Annotated in this window: 27 protein-coding genes; 15 read left to right on the top strand and 12 right to left on the bottom strand. The window is 54.3% G+C overall.

Annotation, left to right across the window (positions count from 1 at the left end; translation table 11 throughout):
• The first annotated feature begins 4 nt into the window (after positions 1-4).
• The 4 genes from HV127_RS21210 (at position 5) to HV127_RS21195 (ending at position 4271) form a co-directional block, all read left to right on the top strand.
• A complete protein-coding gene (locus tag HV127_RS21210; RefSeq protein ID WP_182238541.1) occupies positions 5-1309 on the top strand; it encodes an MFS transporter in 1305 nt (434 codons plus the stop codon).
• Between the two features lie 99 nt (positions 1310-1408).
• Positions 1409-2335, top strand: a complete 927-nt coding sequence (locus tag HV127_RS21205; RefSeq protein WP_182238539.1) for a dihydrodipicolinate synthase family protein — start codon at positions 1409-1411, stop codon at positions 2333-2335.
• Positions 2328-2660: an L-rhamnose mutarotase gene (locus HV127_RS21200; protein ID WP_181421818.1), complete on the top strand. Its 333-nt coding sequence runs from the start codon at positions 2328-2330 to the stop codon at positions 2658-2660. Before HV127_RS21205 ends, HV127_RS21200 begins: the two co-directional genes overlap by 8 nt.
• 90 nt (positions 2661-2750) lie before the next feature.
• The gene (locus tag HV127_RS21195; protein WP_182238537.1) at positions 2751-4271 is read left to right on the top strand and encodes a carbohydrate porin; all 1521 of its coding nucleotides are present in this window, start codon (positions 2751-2753) and stop codon (positions 4269-4271) included.
• 37 nt (positions 4272-4308) lie between these two features.
• Here HV127_RS21195 and HV127_RS21190 read toward each other — a convergent pair whose 3' ends face one another.
• Positions 4309-5169 carry an AraC family transcriptional regulator gene (locus HV127_RS21190; protein WP_181486425.1) on the bottom strand — a complete coding sequence of 287 codons (861 nt, stop codon included), beginning with the start codon at positions 5167-5169 and terminating at the stop codon, positions 4309-4311.
• Positions 5170-5371: 202 nt separating this feature from the next.
• Complete coding sequence (locus HV127_RS21185) at positions 5372-6193, bottom strand: helix-turn-helix domain-containing protein (protein WP_182238535.1); 822 nt, start codon at positions 6191-6193, stop codon at positions 5372-5374.
• A gap of 155 nt (positions 6194-6348) precedes the next feature.
• On the opposite strand from HV127_RS21185, the gene celB reads away from it, so the two are divergent.
• Genes celB through HV127_RS21170 form a run of 3 tightly spaced genes read left to right on the top strand, consistent with a single transcriptional unit; the run spans position 6349 to position 10084 of the window.
• Positions 6349-7668 carry a PTS cellobiose transporter subunit IIC gene (gene celB, locus HV127_RS21180; protein ID WP_182238534.1) on the top strand — a complete coding sequence of 440 codons (1320 nt, stop codon included), beginning with the start codon at positions 6349-6351 and terminating at the stop codon, positions 7666-7668.
• A gap of 4 nt (positions 7669-7672) precedes the next feature.
• Entirely contained in the window at positions 7673-8626 is a 954-nt protein-coding gene (locus HV127_RS21175) for a N(4)-(beta-N-acetylglucosaminyl)-L-asparaginase (protein ID WP_182238532.1), read from the top strand.
• 3 nt (positions 8627-8629) lie between these two features.
• Positions 8630-10084 carry a leucyl aminopeptidase family protein gene (locus HV127_RS21170; RefSeq protein WP_182238530.1) on the top strand — a complete coding sequence of 485 codons (1455 nt, stop codon included), beginning with the start codon at positions 8630-8632 and terminating at the stop codon, positions 10082-10084.
• A 106-nt stretch (positions 10085-10190) separates the two neighbouring features.
• On the opposite strand, the gene HV127_RS21165 is transcribed toward HV127_RS21170, so the two are convergent.
• Complete coding sequence (locus tag HV127_RS21165) at positions 10191-11390, bottom strand: MFS transporter (RefSeq protein WP_182238528.1); 1200 nt, start codon at positions 11388-11390, stop codon at positions 10191-10193.
• 108 nt (positions 11391-11498) lie between these two features.
• Between HV127_RS21165 and HV127_RS21160 the strand changes: the two genes are divergently transcribed.
• Positions 11499-12455, top strand: a complete 957-nt coding sequence (locus tag HV127_RS21160; protein ID WP_182238526.1) for an AraC family transcriptional regulator — start codon at positions 11499-11501, stop codon at positions 12453-12455.
• Here the strand turns inward: HV127_RS21160 and HV127_RS21155 are convergent.
• From HV127_RS21155 to HV127_RS21130, 6 genes are read right to left on the bottom strand one after another with little or no spacing between them, the layout of a single operon-like run.
• Positions 12452-13240 carry a pyrroline-5-carboxylate reductase dimerization domain-containing protein gene (locus tag HV127_RS21155; RefSeq protein WP_182238524.1) on the bottom strand — a complete coding sequence of 263 codons (789 nt, stop codon included), beginning with the start codon at positions 13238-13240 and terminating at the stop codon, positions 12452-12454. The genes HV127_RS21160 and HV127_RS21155 overlap by 4 nt on opposite strands.
• Positions 13240-13767, bottom strand: a complete 528-nt coding sequence (locus tag HV127_RS21150) for an L-2-amino-thiazoline-4-carboxylic acid hydrolase (protein ID WP_182238522.1) — start codon at positions 13765-13767, stop codon at positions 13240-13242. Before HV127_RS21150 ends, HV127_RS21155 begins: the two co-directional genes overlap by 1 nt.
• 4 nt (positions 13768-13771) lie before the next feature.
• Entirely contained in the window at positions 13772-14614 is an 843-nt protein-coding gene (locus HV127_RS21145; protein WP_182238520.1) for a transporter substrate-binding domain-containing protein, read from the bottom strand.
• Complete coding sequence (locus HV127_RS21140) at positions 14604-15356, bottom strand: amino acid ABC transporter permease (RefSeq protein WP_182238518.1); 753 nt, start codon at positions 15354-15356, stop codon at positions 14604-14606. Before HV127_RS21140 ends, HV127_RS21145 begins: the two co-directional genes overlap by 11 nt.
• 9 nt (positions 15357-15365) lie before the next feature.
• Positions 15366-16064: an ABC transporter permease subunit gene (locus HV127_RS21135; protein WP_142513704.1), complete on the bottom strand. Its 699-nt coding sequence runs from the start codon at positions 16062-16064 to the stop codon at positions 15366-15368.
• 8 nt (positions 16065-16072) lie between these two features.
• Positions 16073-16813, bottom strand: coding sequence for an amino acid ABC transporter ATP-binding protein (locus HV127_RS21130; RefSeq protein WP_182238516.1), 741 nt, complete (start codon positions 16811-16813; stop codon positions 16073-16075).
• Positions 16814-17150: 337 nt separating this feature from the next.
• Here HV127_RS21130 and HV127_RS21125 point away from each other — a divergent pair, with 337 nt between their 5' ends.
• Positions 17151-17360 carry a YdgH/BhsA/McbA-like domain containing protein gene (locus tag HV127_RS21125; RefSeq protein WP_110274717.1) on the top strand — a complete coding sequence of 70 codons (210 nt, stop codon included), beginning with the start codon at positions 17151-17153 and terminating at the stop codon, positions 17358-17360.
• Between the two features lie 193 nt (positions 17361-17553).
• Complete coding sequence (locus HV127_RS21120; RefSeq protein WP_110274718.1) at positions 17554-17742, top strand: hypothetical protein; 189 nt, start codon at positions 17554-17556, stop codon at positions 17740-17742.
• A gap of 45 nt (positions 17743-17787) precedes the next feature.
• Here the strand turns inward: HV127_RS21120 and HV127_RS21115 are convergent, their stop codons facing one another.
• The gene (locus HV127_RS21115; RefSeq protein ID WP_142462423.1) at positions 17788-18063 is read right to left on the bottom strand and encodes a VF530 family protein; all 276 of its coding nucleotides are present in this window, start codon (positions 18061-18063) and stop codon (positions 17788-17790) included.
• 274 nt (positions 18064-18337) lie between these two features.
• On the opposite strand from HV127_RS21115, the gene HV127_RS21110 reads away from it, so the two are divergent.
• Genes HV127_RS21110 through HV127_RS21095 form a run of 4 tightly spaced genes read left to right on the top strand, consistent with a single transcriptional unit; the run spans position 18338 to position 21647 of the window.
• On the top strand, positions 18338-19366 hold the full coding sequence (locus HV127_RS21110) for an isopenicillin N synthase family oxygenase (RefSeq protein ID WP_182238514.1): 1029 nt from the start codon (positions 18338-18340) through the stop codon (positions 19364-19366).
• A gap of 30 nt (positions 19367-19396) precedes the next feature.
• Positions 19397-20203 (top strand): MetQ/NlpA family ABC transporter substrate-binding protein, encoded by an 807-nt coding sequence (locus HV127_RS21105; RefSeq protein ID WP_182238511.1) that lies wholly within the window; start codon positions 19397-19399, stop codon positions 20201-20203.
• Positions 20200-20991 carry an ATP-binding cassette domain-containing protein gene (locus tag HV127_RS21100; RefSeq protein ID WP_182238509.1) on the top strand — a complete coding sequence of 264 codons (792 nt, stop codon included), beginning with the start codon at positions 20200-20202 and terminating at the stop codon, positions 20989-20991. The genes HV127_RS21105 and HV127_RS21100 overlap by 4 nt, the downstream gene beginning before the upstream one ends.
• Complete coding sequence (locus tag HV127_RS21095; protein ID WP_182240752.1) at positions 20988-21647, top strand: methionine ABC transporter permease; 660 nt, start codon at positions 20988-20990, stop codon at positions 21645-21647. Before HV127_RS21100 ends, HV127_RS21095 begins: the two co-directional genes overlap by 4 nt.
• A gap of 18 nt (positions 21648-21665) precedes the next feature.
• Here HV127_RS21095 and HV127_RS21090 read toward each other — a convergent pair whose 3' ends face one another.
• Positions 21666-22715 carry a nitronate monooxygenase gene (locus HV127_RS21090; RefSeq protein ID WP_182238507.1) on the bottom strand — a complete coding sequence of 350 codons (1050 nt, stop codon included), beginning with the start codon at positions 22713-22715 and terminating at the stop codon, positions 21666-21668.
• Positions 22716-22807: 92 nt separating this feature from the next.
• Here HV127_RS21090 and HV127_RS21085 point away from each other — a divergent pair, with 92 nt between their 5' ends.
• Positions 22808-23644 (top strand): LysR substrate-binding domain-containing protein, encoded by an 837-nt coding sequence (locus tag HV127_RS21085; protein WP_182238505.1) that lies wholly within the window; start codon positions 22808-22810, stop codon positions 23642-23644.
• On the opposite strand, the gene HV127_RS21080 is transcribed toward HV127_RS21085, so the two are convergent.
• Positions 23627-24814, bottom strand: coding sequence for a YbfB/YjiJ family MFS transporter (locus HV127_RS21080; protein ID WP_182238503.1), 1188 nt, complete (start codon positions 24812-24814; stop codon positions 23627-23629). The genes HV127_RS21085 and HV127_RS21080 overlap by 18 nt on opposite strands.
• Positions 24815-25022: the final 208 nt, after the last annotated feature.

Raw genomic sequence — 25022 nt, 5'->3', positions numbered from 1 at the left:
AAGCATGTCCGATAATATCAACTCACTGCCTGCCGGCAAGGTTGACGATAAACCTGATAGCGTATCGTCAGAAAATAGCAACAGAGTCACGGGGCGTAAGAAAAATATCCTGCTGGCCTCGCTGTTTACCAATTTCTTTGTACTGTTGGCGCTGTATTGTGGGGTTATCTCGGTTCTTCTCCCCAACCACGTGGCGCAAATCGATCCTGCCAATAAGGCTAATAACCTGGCGATCGTGATGACCTCAGCGCTGCTGTTTACCATTTTTGCCCAGCCGATTGCCGGGGCGTTATCCGACCGCTGCCGCTCAACCTGGGGGCGTCGTTCACCGTTTATCGTTGGCGGCGCGTTAATCGGTGGGCTGGCTATCTTCGGCATTTCAATGACCACCACGATTGCCGGTATTGCGGTGTTCTGGTTGATGGCTGCCGTCTCGCTTAATTGCATGAACGGTCCATTAGCCACCGTGATCGCCGACCGGTTCTTACCTGAAAACCGCGGTATCGCCTCCGGTTTCGTCGGCGCGGGCTCGACTGCCGGCGGTACGGTGGGGATTATCCTCGCAGGCTATCTGGCGTGGAACCTGCAACTAGGCTACCTGGTATTTGCGCTGGCGATTGCCGCCTGCTGTGTGGCTTTTGTCCTTATCAACCGTGAACCCTCTACCCGAAACATGGAAGTTGAACCCTTCCGCTGGGGCTCGTTCTTCAAAAACTTCTGGGTCAGTCCGCGTAAGTACCCGGATTTTGGCTGGGCGTTCTTTGGTCGCTTCGCCATGTATCTGGGCTACCAGGGGGTCGTAACCTATCAGCTGTATATTTTGCAGGATTTCATTGGCTTAAGCGTCGAGGAGTCTAACTACGCCATCGGCACTATCTCGGTGATCACCCTGGTGACGTTACTGTTCTCCGGCCTGGTTTCCGGCGTGCTCTCGGACAAACTGCAGCGGCGGAAAATCTTTGTCTTCCTCTCAACCCTGTTAATGGCTGCCGGTTTGTGTGTGCCTCTGTTTATGCCAACGCTTACCGGGATGTATATTTATGCCGCCATCATGGGGCTGGGCTATGGCGCTTATACCTCTATTGATATGGCGCTGATGACACAGGTATTACCCGGCGGCGGAAAGCAAGCGGGTAAAGATATGGGCATTCTGACGATTGCGACCGTATTACCGCAATCCTTCAGCCCAATATTATCCGCCTGGCTGCTGGCGACCTTTAATAATGATTATTCGTCGCTGTTTATTGCCGCCATTGTGTTTGTATTCGCATCATCATTTTTTGTATTACCGATTAAATCCGTTAAATAAATAACGCGTAGTTTGCAGGCGAGAACACACTCAGCGATGAGTGTGAAGGCCCTCGCCTGCGCCTGGTACTGACTCAGGAATACGCGACAGGAGAACATAATGACTCAGTCTATTTTTCGCGGGGTGATCCCCCCGGTCCCGACGTTATTTAATGCGCAGGGAGAATTTGATCAATCTGCCCAGGCGCGCTTAATTGAACACCTGCTGGCCTCCCCGGTCGACGGCTTGTTTTTCCTCGGCAGCGCGGGGGAGTTTGCTCATATGTCCGATGCCCAGCGGCGGCAAGTCACGGAATTTTGCATTACCACGGTCGCCGGGAGAAAACCGGTGCTGATCGGTATCGCCAGCTGTGGGACTCAGCAGACGATTGCGGCTGGCGAACATGCGCGACTGGCGGGAGCCGACGGCGTTGTGGTGGTCAATCCCTGGTACAACCCTCTGAGCGAAAGCAACCTGCTGCACCACTTCACCACCATTGCTAACGCTCTGCCGCTGCCGATTATTCTCTATAATTTCCCGGCGCTGACCGGTCAGTCGATTCCACCATCGGTTATCAAAACGCTGGCGCAGAACTGCCCGAATATCGTGGGACTGAAAGATACCGTTGATACACTCTCGCATATCCGGGAAACCCTGCATGCGGTCAAACCGCTGCGCCCGGATTTCGCGGTATTCGCAGGTTATGACGAGTATCTGTTGGGCACCCTGATCCTCGGCGGCGACGGCTGTATCCCGGCCAGCGCCAACTTTGCGCCGCAGCTCACCTGCGGAATACTCGCCGCCTGGCAGCGTCAGGATTTTGCCGCGGCGGTCGCTCTACAGCAGTCTCTTTCCTGGGTCCCGCCGCTCTACAGCATTGACGTGCCGTTTTATAACGCCGTGAAATATGCGCTACAGCTGACCGGTCTGGATATTCCCGTTTATTCCCTACCTCCCGCATCACCATTAACACAAGAGATGAAAGCCGAAATTAAACAGATTCTGCAACGTGCCCACGTTATTAATAAGGATGACGACGATGAGTAAAATTCGCCGCTTTGGCTGTGTGGTTAAAGTCCGTCCGGAAAAACTGGATTATTATAAAGAGCTGCACGCTAACCCCTGGCCGGAAGTGAACGCCATGATTAAAGAGTGCAACCTACGCAACTTCTCAATTTATTATAAAAACGGATTGTTATTTAGCTATCTGGAGTATGTCGGCGATAACTATGAAGCCGATCAAGAGAAAATGGCTGGACATTTAAAAACTCAGCAGTGGTGGCGAGAAACCGGCCCATGTCAGATGCCTCTAGACGGTGAGCCGGAAGGTACGCTGTGGGTTGAGATGGAAGAAGTTTACCACTTAGATTAGTAGAAAGATAAATAACAACCTCTCTGCGCTTATTAATAAGCGCAGGGTTTCCTGTCTTTTTTATTTATGATAGTGACTTATGAGAATAGTATGAAAATTACCTCTATAACCCTACCCGGTTTCTGTCTGATAAATATACTGACGATCCCTTATGCTTTATCTGCGTCCAATATCAGCGTTGAACAACGACTTAATCAACTGGAATTACGGCTCCAGCAGGCGGAAAACCGCGCGGCTATCGCGGAACAAAAAAACGCGCAATTGGCGACCCAGTTAAAACAAACTGAAGAGGGATCGCACCAGGCGAAGAAAAAAGTCGAAGACCTTGAAACCCGCACGCAAAAAATTGAAAAAATCACCCCGGACGATAATGGCTATTTTGAGCTTCACGGCTACGCGCGCGCCGGGATGATGACCAACCACAACGCCCGCCATACCCAGGGTGGCCCATTTATGACCCCTGCCGGGCAAACCGGCGGCGCGATTGGCCGTTTGGGCAACGAACCGGACACCTACGTCGAAGTCTATCTGGAGAAAAAACAACGTCTGGATAATGGCGCGACAACCCGTTTTATGACCATGATCGCCGACCAGCAAAAGAGCTACAACGACTGGACCGCCGATTCCAGCACCCTAAACGTCAGCCAGGCGTTTGCCGAAATTGCCTCCCTGCCCAGCTTTACCGGGCCGCTCAAAGACACCACCTTATGGGCCGGGAAGCGCGTCGACCGCGACAACTTTGAAATTCCGTGGCTGGACTCCAAGTTCGTGGCGCTCAACGGCACCGGCGGCGGCATTTATGACGTTCGCTGGTCAGAGAACACGCGCAGCAACTTCTCCTTTATCGGGCGCAGCTTCGGCGATGTCGACGTGGTGAATAACGATGTGCAGAACTACATTCTCACCGCCAACAACTATTTCGGCCCGGTGCAGCTTTTCGTCAGCGGCATGCAGGCCAAAGACAACGAGGAGCGCGAGACGCTCAGCGGCTATAAAGTCTTCAACGCCGCTAATAAAGGCTACACCGTACTGCTCGGTTATCAGGGCGATAGCTTCTATGGGATGGCACAAGGTGAATCACGCAGCGTGCTGTCATGGGGGCAAGGGCTGGGCGCGGAGGTGAAAAATATCGGTACCGACCCGGCACTACTTTCTGACGCCAGCACCCTGCGTTTTGCCAGCTATGGCATGGTGAACCTGGCCCGCAACTGGGATTTCGCACCGTCAATTCTTGCGCAATACAGCAGCGATCGCTACGTCAAAGGCGATGACTATCGCTGGGTAACGTTGAACGGTCGCGTCATGCAAAATATCACGCAGAACTTCGCGTTAGGCTATGAAGCCACCTGGCAGTATATGGATCTCGATCCTAACGGCTATCAGCAGTACCAGAAGGTCCACGGCAACTTCTATAAGCTCACCTTTGCCCCGACTTTCCGCCCGGACGATGTCTCGCCGTTCTTCACCCGCCCGGAACTGCGCGTTTTTGCCACCTGGATGAACTGGGATAAAGCGCTGGATAACTACAGTCCCAACGATACGCTGGGCCAGAAAGGCTTTACCTCTGGTGGAGAGTGGTCGTTTGGTATTCAGATGGAAACCTTCTTCTGATCGCAGCGAACGGCTTCCCTGACGAAGCCGTTCGTATTCACGCGCCATCCGAGAGTTGTTTTTCCTGACGGCGAAATTCGCTTGGCGAAACGCCTACCGCGCGATGAAAGTCGCGCGAGAAATGCAGCGGATCGTTATAACCCACCTGCCCGGCGATTTTACTAATTGTGTCATCGGTTTCGACTAATAACCGCCGGGCCTGAGACAGACGATAATTTTTCAGCCATTTTAACGGGCTTTGATTAAAGGTCTCCTGGAACAGACGAAATAGCTGCGATTTACTCACCTGGCAGTACTGCATAAATTTTTCAATATCCCACTCGTCATTATAGTGGCTGTGGATCTGATATATAAGCCGCCCCAGGCCACGATGGGTAATCACCGGGGATTTCTCCGTTTCCTGGCTGCGGTTCTCCAGCAAGGTAAAAATAAGTTTTGCGCACAGCGCATCGCAGTGCGCGTCTGAAACCAGAGTATGGCTTTTCATTAAACTGAACAGTTGATAATAAATTTCTGTCACTTTCTCCGGCTGCTGGAAGGCAAATACAGGTTCCTGAAGAACATTGAGAATCTGCATGATATTATTTAATTTTGAGCTATCAATTCTCAGCCATAATATTTCCCACGGTTCAGCGCTATCAGGATAATGTTCATGCGGCCAACGTACCGGTAGCCAGGCCAGATTTCCTTCCTGCACATGATGCAGATTATTTTCCAGCCGAATAACCCCACGCCCTTTAAGGCAAAATATAAGTTCATGCCCGACAACCGACTGACGTTGAATATGGAAATTACCGTTTGTCCGGATATGGCCCGCCCTGAGAACCCGATAATTAACCAGCGTCGAAAAATCATCAGATTCGCGATACCAGTTTTCGATGACCTGCGTTCGCTGCACGAGTGAAGTCATATACCACTCCCCAAATAATCAATATTCATCAAGTCTATGGATATCTATCGTGACACGGTATGTGGTCATTCAGGCCGGTTGTATTATGGATTTTTGAGCTATCTCACAACAAAGCATTCAGGAAATTCAACGCTGCTGTTTTGAGTAAGACAAAGTGCATTTTTGCACAAGCGCTAAAGCAGATTTACCCTCACTCTTGCCCCTGCGACTCAAGAAACGCCTGCGGCGTCATATCACCCAGCTTTTTTTGTGTCCGCCCCTGGTTCCACAGCGCGCAGAGACGCTGGAGAGTCGCATCGGGTTCATCCAGCGCCGGAATAACGTCGGCTAATCTTTCACTCAGCTGTACCGCCCCAACCTCTTGTGCCGCTACCGCTCTACACAACAGCTCCGCGCTGGAAGGATGAAAGCCTTTTTGCTCGTAAGTCTCAAGACATTGTATCTGAGCCGGACAGGCTTCCAGTACCTGCTCCAGCCAGCTATCAACCAGCGCGGGCGAAATCCCGCAATAGATGCGGCCAAAGCACCAGCCGCTAACCGGCTCCTGCGCCCACAGCAGATGATGCTCGCCGCCGTCGTCCATTGAGAGCGCCAGCAGGCGGTAATGGAGCATCAGCGTATTCGCGCGCAACCCGGCTTTTAATGCCTTCTTTCCCTGCGGTGCGGCATTCTTTCGCCCTTTATGCGCCGGATGCAGATAACGGTTCAGCGTTGCGCGGGAGATGGCGATCCCCAGTCCTTCATTAACCATAAACAGCAACTCGTCCAGCGGCGCACGCAGGACGTCACGCAGTGTGTTAATCAATGCTTCCTGTTCTTGTCTCAACACTTTGTGTATTAAATGCGGCGTAGTGTGATTATCAGAAATCTGGCTGCGGTTACGCCAGCGGCGAACGGTGGTGATGGAAATCCCCAGTTCCTGCGCCAGTTCCCGGTCACTTTTATCCGATTCCTGGAGATATTTGCGCGTTCTTGGCGTGGTAGTGGCGTTGGCGTGCAGCTTGATTTCCATTCATTCCCCTACAAGAAAACATAACTAATCATATGAGATATATATTATTGCAGAGAATACAATGTGAACCGCTTCACCTTTCAGGCCACCGCTTTCTCTCATAATCCGTCATAGATAACACACACACACCCTGTCGATCTTGTACGGAGTTCACAATGAACAATGTTCTGGGATTTCTTGAAGCTAAATTGATGCCTCTGGCGGCGAAAACTGCCCAGCAGCGTCACCTTGGTGCTATCCGCGGCGCCTACGTTTCATTCATGCCTTTTATTATTGTCGGTTCAATTTTGCTGGTGATTTCGTCATTCCCCAATCAGGCGTATCAGCAATTTATGGCCAGCACCTTCGGTGCCAGCTGGAGCGCGATTATCGAGATCCCGTTTAACGCGGTCTTCTCAACCATGTCACTGTTTATCAGCTTCCTGGTAGCCTACCGCCTGGCGGAACACTACGGCGATGACCGTATCTCCTGCGGTATCCTCTCGCTGGTAGGTTTTCTTATTCTGACGCCGTTTATCAAGGTGGCAGAAAACGGCGGCATCACGGTGATCCCGGTGGAATGGATTGGCACCAAAGGATTATTCGTCGCCATGATCGGTTCGCTACTGTGGACCGAGCTCTTCTGTTGGTTAAAGCGTAAAAAACTGGTGATTAAGATGCCGGAAGGCGTTCCGCCTGCGGTACAGGAATCTTTCGCCGCGCTGATCCCGGCGCTGCTGGTGATGATTCTGATCCTGGCGATTCGTATCGGGTTTGAGCACACCCACTACGTGACCATCCATCAGTTTATTTATGAGGTCGTCGCCTCGCCGGTGCGTCACTACGGCACCTCCTATTTTGGCGCGCTGATGACCGTCTTCAGCATCACCATTCTGTGGTCGGTCGGCATCAACTCCGGTTCAATGATTAACGGCATCATTCGTCCGCTGTGGATGGAAAACCAGACCGATAACATCGCCGCCATTCAGGCTGGCATGACGCCTCCGCACATCATTACCGAACAGTTCTTCGATATGATCTGGATGGGCGGCGCGGGCGCGACGCTATCGCTGGTGATTGCGATGCTAATTTTCGCCCGCAGCAAAAATATGCGCGAAGTCGCCCGCCTCGGCGCTGGTGCCTCCATCTTTAATATCAACGAACCGATTCTCTTCGGTCTGCCGGTGATCATGAATCCGATCATGCTGATCCCGTTTAACCTGGTGCCGCTGGTGCTGGTGACGGTGCAGTACGCGGCGATGAAAATCGGTGCGGTAGCAGTGACTACCGGGGTCTTTATTCCGTGGACCCTACCGCCGGTGATCAGCGGTTTTATCGTCACCGGGCATCTCAGCGGTAGCATCATGCAGCTGCTTAATCTGTTGATTGGCGCAATGCTGTACCTGCCTTTCATGCGCATCGTCGATAAGCAGTATCGTGCGGCGGAAATCACCGCCCATGCCGAAACGGACAACACGCTTGCTAAACAGGAGTAAACCAATGTGGGGAATTATTGCCACCTGGCGAATGGCGCTGGAAGGGGTAACGGAATCCGCTGCGGCGCTGGCCGCCGGGGCTGACACCTCTACCGCCGTAGTGAATGCGGTAGCCGCAGTCGAAGATTTTCCGCTTTACAAATCAGTGGGCTATGGCGGTTTACCAACGGAAAACGGCGAGGTCGAGCTGGACGCCGCCTATATGAACGGCGACACCCTGGCGTTCGGCGCGGTTGGCAATCTGGTGGACATCGCCAATCCGGTCAAGGTGGCTCACGCCCTGAGCCGCCAGCGATACAACAGCCTGCTGGTCGGTCAGGGCGCCCGTGAGTGGGCGCTGATTCAGGGGTTCGCCGCCAAAGAGATGCTGACCGAGCGGGCGATGCAGCACTACCACAAGCGCTGCCGCGAAACGCTGGATAAAGGCCTCAGTCCCTACGATGGCCACGACACCGTCGGCATTATCGGCCTCGATAAACAAGGTTCCATGAGCGTCGCAACGTCAACCAGCGGCCTGTTTATGAAAAAACGCGGGCGGCTGGGCGACTCACCGATTATCGGTTCCGGCTTCTATTGCGATAGCGAAACCGGAGCCGCCACGGCGACCGGCGTCGGTGAAGATCTGATGAAAGGCTGTACCAGCTACGAGATCGTGCGGCGAATGGCTCAGGGGATGACCCCGCAGCAGGCAGCAGATTCAGTGGTGTGCGAACTGGAAGACAAGCTGATGTCGCGCTTTGGTCGCGCGGGGGATCTTTCGGTGGTCTGCATGAACCGCCACGGCGAATTCGGCGCGGCGACCAATATCAAAACCTTCTCTTTTGTGATCGCCAGCGCGACGCAGCCGCTCACCGTGTTTTGCGCCGAGCGCGTGCAGGAAAAAACCCATTATCGTCCGGTGGACGACGAATGGATGCAGGCCTACGCCGCACGCATTCGCGCCCCCATCGAGGAGTAAGTTATGTTGGATTATCGTTTCATTAACCATCTGGATAGCACCTGCAATGGCGCACATCTGGTGACCTGGCCCGGCAGTACGCTGTTGGCGCAATCCCCCCACAACGCCAGCCCCCTGCTCGCCGAAATGGTTGAGCAGGCCGCGCGCGGCGAAGTGGCGGATGCCCGCTTTGGCTGCTCGCCTTTCGCCCGCATTACGCTTATCCCGCAGTCGCTGTGGCAGGACTCGCTTAACGACAGCCTGATCGAGGCGCTGCGCCCGTTGTTCAAAGCGCCGGTAAGCGATGTGCTGGTTTTCGATTGCTCTCAAGAGGCACATGGTGCGATGGGCAAAGCGCTGCGCTATTTATTCAATCTTGACTGGCAGCTTGATGATTTAGGTCTGCATCAGGTGAAGGCTGTCAGACCCCGCCTGCGCCAGCTCGCGCTTTACGCTTTGCCAGCACAACAAGCGGCGCTGGAAACTCTGGCTTATCAGCAGCAGGCCACCGCGCACGGTATGCTCGCCGCACGACGGTTGGCGGACCTCCCTTCCGAGCAGTGCACGCCGCAGTATGTCGTAGAAGAAGCCCAGCGACTGTGCGCCAATATCCCTTCCCTGCGCTGCGAAGTACTGGATGAGAAGGCGATTATTGACCAGGAGCTCGGGCTGCTTCATGCGGTAGGAAAAGGTTCTGAGCGCCCGCCGCGCCTGCTGGCGATTCATTATGATGGCATCACCGATGGTCCGGTTCGCTGCTACGTCGGTAAAGGGGTGACCTTTGACACCGGCGGACTGTGGCTGAAGGAAGGCGCCGGGATGTATACCATGAAGTATGACATGTGCGGCGCGGCCAACGTGCTCGGCCTGATGCTGAGCATCGCGAAGCTTGCGCTGCCGGTGCGGGCGATGGGCGTGCTGGCGCTGGCGGAAAACGCCATTGGCCCCAACGCCATGCAGCCCGGCAGCGTCGCGCGCGCCTGCAATGGCTTAACGGTAGAAATCAACAATACCGATGCCGAGGGTCGTCTGGTGCTGTCCGACGCCATCGCCTGGGCCAGCCAGCGCCATCCGCAGGCGCGCTACATTATCGATATGGCAACGCTGACCGGCGCGGTGGTGAAAGCGCTGGGTTATGACCTCAGTGGTTTAATGACTCAAAACGAAACCCTGCGATCGGCGTTGACTCAGGCGGGAATAGAGAGCGGAGATGAAGTCTGGTCGCTGCCGCTGAACAGTCGGCTGAAAAAACAGACCGAAAGCGCGATTGCCGATCTTTGCAATACGCCGGGCAACAACGCGGCAATCAGTGCCTCCGCCGCCTGGCTGTTGCAGCATTTCTGTCCGCCGGAAATCCCGTGGGCCCACCTCGACGTCAGCGGCACGGCGCTGTGGCGCGAAGGTGGCAAGAGCGTGGCCTCCGGCAGGCCAATACCGCTGCTGATCCAGCATCTGCTTAACGATATCAGCCATGTTTAAAACCTTCCCGGGGGCGGCGCGTTGCGCCTTGCCCGGGCTACCCGCACGATGTACCTGCCATAAAGTAGCCCGGACAGGTGCGCCAGCACCGCCTCCGGGGAATGCCCTACTTCTCGCTCACCACCGGTTTGACTCTTACCGCAAACAACACAATCACCATCGCGCTGACCAGCAACAAACCGCTACCGGCGAAAACCCCGCTGGCACCGTTAAGATCGAACACCGCTCCGCCGCCTGCCGCGCCCGCGCCAATCGCCAATTGAATAGATGCCACCAACAGCCCGCCCGCGCTTTCCGCTTCATCAGGAACCGTAGTGGCAAGCCACGTTGACCAACCCACCGGCACCAGGCCAAAGGCAAAACCCCACATCGCCACTAACAAACCATCCAACAGCGCGAAGTGCCCGAACGTCACCATCATCAGCGCCAGCACGCTCATCGCCAGCGGCACCAACGCCAGCGTCATGCGCAGACTTCTGGCCAGCAGATGACCGGCAATCGACGTACCGATGAAGTTCGCTACCCCAAAACCCAACAAGATCAGGGAAACCCCTTCAACGCTGGCCTGCGCCACGGTCTCCAGAAACGGTCGCAGATAGGTGAAGAAGGCAAAGTGACCGCTGAAAATGAGGATCGTCGCCAACATCCCGCCAATCATGCCCGGACGGCGCAACACCTTAAACAGCGTCGCGAAGCTGCCCGCGCTTTCCGGGCGCATCGAAGGCAATACCCACAGCTGCCAGAACAGCGCAACTACGCTCGGCAATGCGCAAATAATAAACACGTTGCGCCAGCCTATCAGCGCGCCGAAATAGCTCCCCAGCGGCGCGGCAACCACGGTGGCAATCGACACAGCAGAAAAGATGATCGCCAGCGCTTTCGGTACCATCGCCGCCGGAACCAGGCGCATAGCGGTGGCGGTCGACATCGACCAGAAGCCGCCAATCGCAATCCCTAACAACAATCGTCCAAGTAGTAAAAACTCAAGCGTTCCGGCGAAGGCCACCATCATGCTGGAGATGATTTGCAAAACGGAAAAAAACATCAGCACCCATCGGCGGTCAATGTTTCGGGTCGCAGTAGTGATCAACAGGCCGGTGAACAACGCCACCAGCGCCGTTGCGGTTACCGCCTGCCCCGCCATGCCTTCGCTGACCCCGAGACTTGCCGCCATCGGCGTTAACAAGCTAGCAGGAAGAAACTCAGCGACAATCAGGCCGAACACCCCCAGCGCCAGCGCATAAACGGCGCGCCAGGCGGGCTTAGCGCTTGCCAGACTCTCTTCAGCGGCAATGCAAGAACTCATATACATCTCTCCAGAACAATTAACATTTCGTTAAGATTAGGCGGTTCTGTCCGGACGATCTATGATGCATACTCTGCAATTATTGATAATTCGTCCGGGAGTGATGTAATGACTCAGCAAGCCCTCGATCTCACCAGTGAACTGCTGCGCGGCATGCGTCTTTCCGGCGTTAACTATCGCCGCATCGAGACCAGCCGCCCGTTCGGCGTCGAGTTCAGCCATGTGCCCGGCAAAGCGCAGTTCCACTTTATTAGCCGGGGCCCGGTGCTGCTGCGCATGGCCAGCGGTCAACGTCTGACGCTGGAAAGCGGCGATGCGTTATTTATTCCCAACGGCGATAGCCACGCGTTGCTTTCCGACGAACAGGCCCCGGTGATGAACGTCCTGAAGCTTCCCAGCGAACCGGTTTGCAGCACCGTGTGTTGTGTTAAAAATGAGGGCGACGACGCGAAAAATGGCAGCGCCATTATCTTTAGCGGCTGCATGGACTTCGAACTGGGCGGCATGCAGCCGCTGGTCAAAGCGATGCCGGAAGTGATGCTGGTCAGCAGCCTGTTGACCACTCGCCCGGAGATCCAGCCGATGCTCGCCGCCATGGAGCGTGAAACCCTGACGCGTCAGGCGGGCTATGCTGGCATTCTGGCGCGGCTGGCGGATGTGGTCGCCGCGCTGATTGTGCGGGGTTGGGTGGAGTGCGGTTGCGGCAATGCCACCGGTTGGGTGCAGGTGCTGCGCGACCCGAAGCTGGCCAAAGCCATTTACGTCATGCACCAACAACCCGGCATCAACTGGAAAGTCGAAGATCTGGCCCGCGAGGCGGGAACCTCCCGCTCGGTATTTGCTGAACGCTTTCTCTCCGCCACCGGTACCACACCAGCCCGCTATCTGACCGAGCTGCGGATGCGGCTGGCGGTGCAGTACATTTCCCATGAGGGGCAGGCGCTGGAAAAAGTGGCCTTCAAACTAGGCTACAGTTCGCATGCCGCCTTTAGCCGCGCCTTTAAGCGCATCACCGGCAAAGCGCCGGGCGCACTGCGTGACCTGTCGCGGGGAGAAGAGTTTTAGCCCTGCCCTAATTCGCGAGTGCGCCTGACCGCCGCCAGCACGCTACGCTGAAGCCCGGCGGCGAAATCACTACTATTCAGCTCGTACAGACCGTGAATCCCCACTCCCGCCGGTGAATTGTTGATATCCAGAAGCTGGTGCGGATGCTTCTGGCTGCGGCGCAGCATCTCTACCGCGCCGAGCAGATTTTCCAGCACCACTTCCGTGGCCTGAGTCCGCGACAACCCAGCCAACACCCCGGCATCGGTAAAGGACTCGATAAAGTAGTAGATATAGTTGGGACCTGCGACGCCAAAGCCGGTGAAGATATCGATCAATCGTTCCGGCAGATACAGTACTTTGCCGAAACCGCGCAGAAACGGCTCGACCCGCTCCGTGCTGGCCAGGGCGTTTAGGGTCACGCCGCTATAGCCAAATCCGGTATCGGTCAGAGTATTGGGGATCACCCTGACAATCGGCGTTTCAGCGCCAAACAGGGAGGACAGTTTTTCCAGCGTCACTCCAGCAATCAATGAAACAATCGTCGTTCCCCCCGTCAATTGCGAACGAGCACGGTCAGCCACCGCCGTCAGATCGTCCTGCGGACGGATCCCCAATACCACCAGAGAAGCGTCCGTTAACCCGCCCCCCTTCGGCAGCGAATAGAGGTTTTGCAGATAATCAACACGCGTATCATCAATATCCTCCAGCGAGATCTCTTCCGCTCGCAGCGTACCGTTGCTTAAAGACGCGCGAATAATCGCCTCCGCCATCTGCCCGGCCCCGATAAAATGAACATTTGCCATTATGCCTCCTGCTCTTCTGACTGATAAAAACGCAGCCGACAGACCGCGTCACCGCGAGCCAGCGCGGTCTGTACGTCTAACTTCAGTCCCGGGAATGCGTCGGTTAACGCATGGTCGCCTTCCATACAGACATCGCACAGCGTCTCAACTTCACGGGCATCGCGCCCCTGCTGCCGCCAGCAGTTGACGTAAGGGCAATAGTGAAACAGGACGATAAATTCCGTGCAGCTGGCACTGACGGGCTCCATCTCATAAACCTGAGATTCAAGACCGCGAGTAAACAGCCTGGCGAACGCTTCCAGATCTCGTCCATCGTGCATCTGCGCGCGAATCTTATGCCCAATATCCCGGCCATAATGACGAATCGCCTCTCGGGCAAAATCATCAGTGATGTTACGCTGGCGGCTTTCATCAAGCAGATAACCGAGGGTTGCCGCCCGCTTTTCGGTGATCGCGCGCAGTGCCAGAGTGACTTCATCAGTTAAGGTTGCCACGTTATGCACCGGTTTTGCGGTGATTTCGCTCATGCGCTTATTCCCAGTCGGTATTGACTTTGACGTCATTGGCGCCGGGTAAGGCGTACACATCTTCGGCGTACCACTTACGTGAAAGCTCGGCAAGCGTGCCGTCCTTTTTCAGGGCCGCCAGTTGGCTATCAATCTCTTTGATCAACTGTGGATCGGTATTCTTTTTATATAAATAGACGTTAGGGAATAAGCCGACAGAATCCGAAGCTTTAAGGTTAAGATTTAGCGCCTTATTTAACGCCAGCAGCGCGCCAATAGGATAAATTGCCGCATCGTATTCGCCTGAAGCCACAGCTTTAAAAATATCAGCGGCAGACTGTTCACCATTCGGTTGCAGATTAATTTGCTGCGTCGGGTGCTTTTTATTGTAGTTTTCAATCACCGTATAGCGCGCATCGGTGGTATGAATCGGCACCAGCTTTTTCTTACCGCTGACAAGATCGCCAAGATTATGAATATCGTTCTCGTTATTACGCACGATCAGGCGTAAATCGCTGATCCCGGTCGGTTCACCGGAGTGTTCGTATTTTTCTGCCCGCTCTTTAGTGAGATAAAAGTGATCCGCCGCGAGGGTATAGGCCCCGGTAGATAAGCCGACTATCATCGCATCGCGCGAGACAGCATTAAAATGAAATTTATAATTGGCCAGCCGCTGATCCAGCACCTTTAACAGATCGCCATCATAACCGGTAATAGTATTGTTATCGTCAACAAAACTAAAAGGAAAACCGTTGGCATTCACCACCACTTCTACCGTTTTCGCCGTCGGGCTTTTTTCAGCAGCCTGCGCAGCGCTAATTCCCATTGCCAGGAACAAAGAACTCACCAGTAACGTTTTATTTTTCAAAATACTTTCCCCAAAATGATAAAGTTGCCACTCTTTTTTGTGCATCTCCTCGCCAACGTGCGCTCAGAGATATTTCTACGCTGCGCAATGCCCGGGCGATCGCCAGACACAACACGATGTAAATCACCAGCACCACGCAATATGCTTCGACAAAGTGGAAGCCGCGTGCGGCGGCGATGTTGGCTTTCGCCATCAGGTCAATAACTGTGATGGTATAAACCAGCGAGGTATCCTTAATCAGATCAATCAGCACGCTGGTGAAATTAGGCAACGCGGATACCGCTGCCTGCGGAAAGATAATCCGCCGAAACTGGGTAAACCCGCTGACGCCAATCGACCAGGCGGCCTCCCGCTGCCCTTTATCAACTGCGTTCCATCCGGCGCGAAAGGTCTCGGCAAAGTAAGCGCTGAAGATCAGCGACAGCGCGGTTACCGCCGCCACTAGCGGTGAGAGCTTATAGCCGAACATATTCTCCTGCGGGCCGCCAAACAGTCCGGCGGCAATCCACGGCCAGACATAAAAAAAGAAATAGAGCATCACCAGTACCGGTACCGAACGGCCAAAGGAGATGAATATCTTCGCCACATATTTAACGCCGGGTGTCTGGCGAATAATGACATATGCCAGCACAGCCCCCAGCAGAGTAGAAAAAAGTAGTGATAAGAGCGTTATCGCCAGAGTCACCGGCAGTGCGCTCAAAATAAAGGTAAAATTATCCCGAATGAATGCAAAGCTAAACATGTTAATCTGTCACTCCAGCAGGAACTGATATTTCTTTTCAATACGGGTGGTAAAATAGAGAATAATACTATTCAGCAACCAGTAGACGATTATCACACTAATAAAGGCCGCAACCTGTTTAGCACCATAGCTATTTTGTGAGATCTTCTGTGCCCGACCAAAAATATCGACAATACCAATAATATTCACCAGAGAGGTCATCTTCACCAGATTGATTAAAAGATTACCAAAGTTGGGAATAGCAATAATTAATCCCTGGGGGAAAATAATTCGCCGAATGCCAATGTGCCAGGGAATATTCAGGCTTCGAATCGCCTCCTTTTGGCCAATATCTATTGCATTCCATGCCGAGCGGATCATTTCGGCGAAATAAGGACTGATGCTAACCGAGATAGATAAAATGGCAAAGGTGGTATCGCCAACCAACAGCGGTGGAAGCGCCAGCGCCGTCAGAATCAGTTTGCCACCGAAGAAAAACAGCAGGATCAACAGCGCCAGCGGTGCCCCGCGCAGAATATCGGTATACCCCTTTGCAACAATCCTGAGCGGCGTAAATCGACTAAATTGTAGCACCACAATAATCAGCGCCAGCATCAGCCCCAACAGCAATGATGCGAAGGTCATCCCGAGGGTGATCGGTAAATTCTCCAGCAATTTGGGGATAATCTGGATGATATCCTGCCAGCTAAACAACGCGTTATTGTCCATCTTTAGCCTCAACCATGGTAGTGCAAGCGAGCCAGAAACGCCCGGGTTCGCCCCTGCTGCGCGGCACCAAATATCTGCTCCGCGGGCCCCTGTTCAACAATTTCGCCGTTTTCCATAAACACCACCCGAGAAGCCACCTGGCGGGCAAACTCCATTTCGTGAGTGACGATAATCATCGTCTGCCCCTCGGCGGCAATCGTCTGTATCAGTTCCAGCACTTCGCCGACTTTCTCCGGATCCAGCGCCGAAGTCGGCTCATCCAGCAGCAGTACAGCGGGGTTGATTGCCAACGCGCGGGCAATACCGATGCGCTGCTTTTGCCCACCGGAAAGGCTATGAGGATAGTGGTCTTTCTTATGCAGTAGCCCTACCTGTTTTAATAACCGTTCGGCAATGTTTTCAGCCTCCTGGCGCGAGCGTTTTTTGGCATAAATCAAGCCTTCGGTGATATTTTGCAGTGCGGTAAGATTATGAAAAAGATTCCACGATTGAAAAACCATTGCGGTTTTGGCGCGTAGCTTTTCAATTTCCTTTTTACCCGCATCTGCACAGTCCAGCGCCACATCATCTATTTTAATTTGTCCGCTATCAGCGGGTTCTAAAAAATTAAGCGTCCGCAACAGCGTTGTTTTTCCTGAGCCGCTAGGGCCAATAATGCAAATAATTTCGCCGGGATTTACGCTCAGTGAAACATCTTTGAGTACCCGCTCACCGGAAAAACTTTTACTGATTTTATCGAGAGTTATCATAATGAGATATTCGTGAATATATTTTCCAATCCGCCGCTTATCGACGTTTGTTGCTGTGTAAAAACTATATTGCTGCGGTTCAGGGGATAGCAAACAAGAAAAAAACATATCTAAAGTCGAAAAATAACTTTTTATATATTTGTTATGGTATTAAGTCCGGATTGTAACCAATGCATCACCATTCAGTGGGGTTAACACTGAAACGCCAAAATCATTCAATTTTTCTGAAAAAGATGCGCAAATTGTTTCGATTTTAATCACCGCATACTCGGTCTATTATTTATCACATCGGGGCAACAACGCTCCAACACTGACAAAACACGTAAGGAATACGACCATGAAATCCATCAAAACTTTCGTTGCAGTTGCTGCTCTCTCTATGATCTCTTTCGGTTCTTTTGCACAAAGCGTTAGCGCCAGTGCCTCAACTCTGGACCGCGCAGAAGCCAAAATCGCCGCTCAGGCAGCAGAACAAGGCGCGTCATACAAAATTACCAGCGCTCAGTTTAATAACCGCGTGCATATGACTGCTGAACTGACTAAATAAACTCCCCCGTCATACTTCAAGTTGCATGTGCGTTGGCTTTCCTCGCTCGCCCCAGTCACTTACTTAAGTAAGCTCCTGGGGACTCCCTGCGTCGCCGCCTTCCTGCAACTCGAATTATTTAGGGTATAAGACTATTGCCGGGCCGCCAAAAGAACAGGCGACAGCGACAACACGATGAAATAAGGAATTAAATATGAAAAAAATCAGCGTGGTCACCGCACTGCTTTTGGCCGCTACACTGTCATCTACCGTGATGGCCGCAGAGAATAGCTTTGCGCGACCAGAAGCAGGTTCAAATATAGATACCTCGGTGCATCAGAACCATATTGATGTCAGCCATGCTTTCGATAAAGAGAGCCTGACGGCGGGTAATCTTCAGTAAGTAAGACATAGCAAAAGGAGCGCGCGGAAATATCCGCCGCGCTCCTTACTTTTTCTGCCAGTTCGCCCACGGACTCTCTGTCGGGGCATCCGCAACGTCTGACGCCACATCCGTCAGCGAGTCGATATACAGCTCCTCCACCTCTTTGCGCGCCCACGGCGTGCGGCGTAAAAACTTCAGGCTCGACTTAATACTCGGATCGCTTTTAAAGCAATTAATATTGATGCGCTTCGCCAGTTCAGCCCAACCGTATTTAGCGACCAGCGCGTTGAGCAGGGCTTCCAGCGTGATACCGTGCAGAGGATCTTTTGCGTGCTGCATGACCGTGTTTTTACCTGAATAGAAAAATTTCGCCCACCATACTGGCTCACGACGCCGTGCGCAACCCGACTCACCCTCCTCTTAGCCAAAATTCGCAAAAGCACAGAACCCTGCGCAGACATAAATTAGAAAAGAACGTTATTGGTTGATTATTTTCGCTTAAGGCAAGCTGGCTTCAACCACCCGACTGAGGAATCGATCATGCGCTGTTGTTGTCCCCGAACCCTGAATCTGACTAAACGAAAATGCCTGAAAACCGCCTTCGGAGAACACAATGAACGCGACAACCCTACCGATACTGGATCTTGCCCGCTACGCGAACCCCGCTGAGAAAACGGCGTTCCTCGCCGACCTGCGCCACGCGGCACGCGATATTGGCTTCTTTTATCTGATTAACCACGGCGTTGATGCCTCGCTGCAACAGGCCGTCCAGCAGCAGTCCCGCGATTTCTTTGCCCTTGCTGATGAGCAAAAGCAGCAGGTGGCGATGATCCACTCCCCACACTTTCGTGGTTACAACCGCGCCGCATCGGAATTAACCCGTGGTCAGCCAGACTGGCGCGAGCAGTTCGATATCGGTGCCGAGCGCCCGGCGCTCACGCTCAACGAACGCGCCCCGCGCTGGCAGCGCCTGCAGGGGCCAAATTTATGGCCCGAAGCCTTGCCCTCACTCAAACCGACATTGCTAACCTGGCAGCAGGAGATGACCCAGGTTGGGATCACGCTGCTGCGCGCGTTTGCCGAAGCACTGCACCTGCCGCAGGATGCCTTTGATGGCCTGTATGGCGATAAACCCAACGAGCATATCAAGCTGATCCGCTACCCGGGCCAACAGGAAACGCAAAGCGCCCAGGGCGTCGGCGCGCACAAGGATTCTGGTTTTCTTAGCTTTCTGTTGCAGGATGAGCAAAAAGGATTGCAGGTCGAAGTTTCACCCGACCGCTGGATTGACGCTACGCCGCTGGCGGGAAGCTTTGTCGTGAATATTGGCGAGCTGCTGGAACTGGCAACCAACGGCTATCTGCGCGCGACGGTGCACCGGGTGGTCTCTCCGCCCGCCACACGGCAGCGTTTGTCGATTGCTTTCTTCCTCGGCGCGCAACTGGATGCCGTGGTTCCCGTTTATACGCTTCCTCCCGAACTGGCCCGTGAAGCCCTCGGACCGGATAGTGACCCGCAAAACCCGCTGCTGCGTGAAGTGGGCTGGAATTATTTGAAAGGACGTCTGCGCTCGCATCCTGATGTCGCTGAACGCTACTACCAGGATGTCTTTCGTGAACGCGCCGAGCAATTGATCGTTTAAACATAACAACAAACACAAGGAATTAAGATAATGAAATATGCCGCATTTAAACTGGCAGGGGTCGCACTGTCTCTCTCTCTGGCGTGGACTTCCGCTCAGGCCGCCGCGCTGCGCGTTGCCGCTGACCCGGTGCCGCACGCTGAAATCCTGAACTACATTAAAAAAATCGATCCCAGCCTCGATCTGAAAATTGTCGAATTAACCAGCGGCGTGAATGCCAACGAACTGCTGGCTAACGGCGACGTCGATGCCAACTATTTCCAGCACGTGCCCTATCTGAAGGATCAAGAAAAGGCGCTCGGCAAAACGTTTGCCGTTGCGGCGACCGTGCATATTGAGCCGCTGGGCATTTATTCGCGCAAGCATAAAGATTTTAAATCGTTGCCTGAGAATGCCACCGTGGCGGTGCCAAACAACACCACTAACCTGAGCCGCGCGCTGTTTCTACTGCAAAGCCAGGGGCTGATTAAGCTGGCGGCAAAATTCACCGACCCGGCGACCACGCTGGCGACACCGAAAGATATCGTCGAAAACCCGAAGCATCTGAAGATTCTTGAAATTGAATCGCCACAAATTCCTCGGTCGTTGGACGACGTCGACCTGGCGGTGATCAACGGTAACTATGCGTTGGAAGCCGGACTGGTTCCGGCAAAAGACGCGCTGGGTCTGGAAAGCGCCACCAATAACCCTTATGCCAATATCCTGGTGACCACGCCGGAGCTGGCTAACGATCCGCGCATCAAGGCGCTGGCAAAAGACCTCATTTCACCGCAGGTTGCTGAATTTATCCGTAAACAATATAACGGATCGGTGATCCCGGTAGCCCCTCAGTCATGATTGAGGTTGTCGGGCTGAGTAAAACCTATGCCGGAACAGGCCGACCGGCGTTAAACGATGTCTCTCTGCAGGTGCCGAAAGGAGCCGTTTACGGCATCCTCGGGCGCAGCGGCGCAGGCAAAAGTACGCTGATACGCTGCCTGAATTTGCTGGAGCGGCCCACTGCGGGCCGCATTATTGTGAACGGGAACGATATTACCCGGATGGATAAAAGCGCACTGCGCGAGTATCGGCTGCGCACCGGCATGATCTTCCAGCACTTTAATTTACTTCATGCCCGCAGCGTGGCCGACAATGTGGCGGTACCGCTGGAGATAGCCAAAGTGCCGAAAGCCGCCCGCCAGACGCGCGTTGCCGAGCTGCTTGAGCTGGTGGGGCTGGCGGATAAAGCCGCCGCCTTCCCGTCTCAGCTTTCCGGCGGGCAAAAACAGCGTGTGGGCATTGCCCGCGCGCTGGCGGCAAGGCCGGATGTGCTGCTGTGCGATGAGGCCACCAGCGCTCTGGACCCCGAAACCACCGCCTCGGTACTCAGCCTGCTGGCGGACATTAACCAAAAGCTCAACCTGACTATCGTGCTGATCACCCACGAGCTGGAGGTGGTAAAAACCCTCTGCGATCACGCGGCGCTGCTGGAGCACGGGGAGATTATTGAAAGCGGGAGAATTGCCGATCTGCTGGTGGCCCCGTGGTCACGGCTGAGACAATCGCTACTGCATGACCCTCAGGCGGAACGGGATTTTCTCGCCCGCCACGGATTTCACGGGAGGCCATTATGCGGGGTAGCATAAGTTGGCAAGATCTCTGGCCGCTGTTGCTTCAGGGAACACTGGATACCGTTTATATGGTCGGTCTGGCGGCACTGTTTACGGTGCTGATCGGGCTACCTACCGGCGTGCTGCTGTTTGTCTCACGTCGCAATGGTCTGTCGCCGATGCCAAAGCTAAACACAATACTGGGCGCAATTATCAACTTTGGGCGTTCGCTGCCGTTTATCGTCCTGCTGATTGCGTTGATCCCTTTCACCCGGCTGATTATCGGCACCACCCTGGGCAGTACCGCCGCAGTGGTTCCGATCACGATTGGCGCTTTTCCGTTCTTCGCTCGGCTCACCGAGAATGCGCTGGATGAGGTGGATTACGGGCGTATAGAGGCGATTTTGTCGATGGGCGGCAATATCTGGCACGTCATCTTTAAATCGCTGTTGCCGGAAGCGTTGCCGACGCTGCTGGCGGGCATCACGCTAACCATCGTGATGCTGATCGGTTTTTCCTCGATGGCGGGCGTGATTGGCGGCGGCGGCCTGGGCGATCTGGCGATTCGTTACGGCTATCAGCGTTTTAATAATGAGGTGATGGTCGGGACGGTGCTGATTCTGGTCGCGCTGGTGCAGGGCGTACAGATGGTCGGCGACCGTCTGGTGCGCGGTTTAGCGCACCGACGTTAGCGGAACATGCGGTTTTCGCTATTGAAAACCGCTTTCGTTAATCAGGGTTTGAATCAGTTCAGCCGCCGAAAGCTCACGAATAAGATTAACGCCCTGTCCCGCCCAGTGCGCGCCGTACTGATGATCACCGTAGGCCTTTGCCGCCGTCGCCAGCGCTTTCCCGACATCGTAAGCCACGGGATACGCCGGTACCGCGTGCAGCTCTTTCACCTCACGCCAGCCATTCGCAATACATCTTGCCGGACGTCCGGAAATCGCCGAGGTTAAAAAAGTCTGCCCATCGGAACGGTCTTTAATGGCCCGCCGATAATCAGCATCGGCGGCGGATTCCGGGCACAACAAGAAGGCCGTGCCAAGCTGTACGCCCTCAGCGCCAAGGTTCATCACGCTGTTAATTCCCGCGCCGTCCATAATCCCGCCTGCAGCAATGATCGGTAATTCCATCTGCTGTTTCAGCGCCTGAACCAGGGTAAAGGTGCTCATCTGCCCGTCGGGCGCGAGCGGGTCAAACATCCCGCGATGACCACCGGCTTCGTAGCCCTGCGCAACAACCATATCGATCCCGTGCGCTGCAATCCATAGCGCTTCCTTAACGCAGGTGGCGCTCGCCAGGGTGACGATACCTTTTTCGCGCATCCGGCGGATAATCTCCCGGTCCGGGATGCCAAAATGAAAGCTGATCACCGCCGGGGCGAGGTCGAGCAGCAGCTCTGCCATCTGTGGATTCTGTTTAAAACTGAGATAAATTTCCGCCAGCGTTTCGGGGGGATGACGATTAAAACGGGAAAACTCGGGGCGCAATTGCTCAATCCACTGCGCCTCACGCTGCGGATCACGGATCGCAGGGTCGTGGCAAAACAGATTGACGTTAAACGGTCGCGTCGTTAACTGCCGGGTCCGGTTAATTAACGCTTCAGCCTGAGCCACCGTGGACGATCCCAGCCCCAGCGAGCCAAGCGCCCCGGCATGGCTCACCGCCGCCGCCAGTTCTGGCGTCGAGACCCCCGCCATCGGTGCCTGAATAATGTGATAATCGATATCAAGCTGCTGCGTAAGCCGGTTGCTCATAGGCTGTCCTGTTAAAATTTGCGCGATTGGCTGATTAAAATCTCTTTTAGAGATGCTAAGATCAATATTATTTTCAAATTAAGAATAAAAATATGAACCACACCACATTACAGATTTTCAAAACGGTGGCGCAGGAGCAGAGCGTCACCCGTGCGGCAAAGCTTCTCGGGCGGGCGCAATCCAATATCACCACCCGCATTCATCAACTGGAAGAAGAGCTGGAAGTTGAACTTTTTGCCCGCGGCAATAAGAAGATGCTGCTGTCGCCCGCCGGGGAGAACTTTTTGGGCTATGCCGTGAAGATCCTCAGCCTCGCCGAAGAGGCCAAACAGGCGCTGCATCCAGCCACGCCGGGGGGAAATTTACGCATGGGGGCGATGGATGCCACCGCCGCCAGCCGTCTGCCGCAGCTTCTCCCTCTCTTCCACACCCAATGCCCGGAGGTGACGCTGACGCTAAAAACGCAGCCGACCCGCCCGCTTATTCAGCAGGTGCTTGACGCTTCTCTCGATTGCGCACTGGTCTGCCTGCCGCAAAACGCAGCCGCACCTGCCGACATTGAATCCGTGCCGATATTTAATGAACAACTGGTATTGGTCATCCCGGTTAATCAGCAAAATTTTCGCTTTGCTGCCTTCCCGGAAGGCTGTTCCTACCGGGCACAGGGCGAAATTTTCCTGGCTCAGTGGGTAGACACGCAGGTCGACATTCAGGACGTCAGCTCATACCACGCGATGATCGCCTGTGTGGCCTCCGGCGGCTACGCCTGCCTGTTGCCACAAAGCGTGCTTGATACCCTGGCCTTGCCCTTGGGGTGCCAGGTGCGGCCGGTCGGACAAGCGAACACGCAACTTATCTGGCGCAAAGGCTATACCTCACCGGCCCTTGAACATATGCGCCAGATCCTTGAATCAGCGTCCGACATTTGACTGCCGCCGGACTCCCATAACGACCAGCGCAGCGGCGACCAGAAGCGCAAATGTCGCCGCACTCAGCGAAGGATTGAACGATCCGCTGCGGTTATACAGCGCCTCGGCGACCAGCGGGCCGATAATTTGCCCTACGCCATAGGTCGCGGTCATCGCCGCAACCATATTGAATGACACCAGATGGTTCAGCCGCCTTCCCTGCGATAGCGCGATGGTCACTGTCCCCAAAAAGGTGAAACCAACCAGCAGCGCGCTCAATATGCAAAAGGGTAACGAATGGCTCCACGCTGGAAGGATCACGCCGACCGCCTGAATCAGCAGATTTGCAGTAAACGCGCGGCGATAGCCAAACTTAATCACCAGCCGATGCCAGACAAAACATGACGGAACCGCCGCAAGTCCGAAGATAGCCCAGATTTGCACCGGATCGATGGCGTTCAGCGAACCGCTGAGAAACAGCGGCAGATAGGTGGCGGTAATAATGTAGCCGAAACCGGCCAGGCCATATATCAGCAGCAGCTTCCACGCCTCGCGCGCCCCGCCCTCTGCCTGCTCATGCTGTGCGGTATCGGCAGGTTTGTAAGCGATAAGATAATCGGCCGGACTCAGCAATAAGCGCAGAGCCAACACAAACAGGACGCCAGCGCTTATTGCACATATCAACCAGATTTGCTGGCTGGAGAGCGCCAGCGACTTGCCCAGGTAGATAACTTCCGCCGACAGAAATATTCCCATCCCGACGCCGGAATAGAGCACCGGCGCGCCGTTATGATGCTTCATATGCTGTAGCAACCACAGCGAAGCAGCAATCAACGTGACCGCGCTTAACAATCCAGCAATACCGCGTACTACGATAATCGCCAGCGGCGAAACTAAAAACGCCAGTAAAGCCATGCACAGCAACGTTAGCAGCGCGGAAAGCAGACTTAACAATCTGGCGTCCGCAGGCCTGGTTTTCGCCAGCAGCAATGCGCCCGCCAGATAGCCGGCGTAGTTTGCCGAAGCGGCAAGATTGCCTTCGCGCAGCGAGAGCACCTGCTCATTCAGCATCAGCGGCAGGATACCGGTATAGGCAAAACGCCCGTAGCCCATGCCAATGATCAGTACGACTGAACCGGCCAGCGCCAGTAGAAAAGCCTTTAACTCAGGTCTGATTTCGCCAACGTTCACCTGTTACCTCTTTAATTTAATCTCAAAAAGAGAATTATTTTTAATTATTATTCTCTTTTCATTATGATATCGGTTGACCCGACGCGCAAGTGACTCCATGCAGAGGCTTGTCGCCCTGCATGGTGAGAGACTTTACGTAAAAGGTATGGAGATGCTTCGTCGGGGGGCGAAATATGGCGTAAAACTGGTTTGAGCCCCGAACAGCTAT

It is taken from the genome of Klebsiella sp. RHBSTW-00215 (assembly GCF_014103785.1).
In the GTDB taxonomy this organism is placed as follows: domain Bacteria; phylum Pseudomonadota; class Gammaproteobacteria; order Enterobacterales; family Enterobacteriaceae; genus Klebsiella.
The sequence above is the reverse complement of the archived record's forward strand: the minus strand, read 5'-3'. Positions and strand labels throughout refer to the sequence as shown.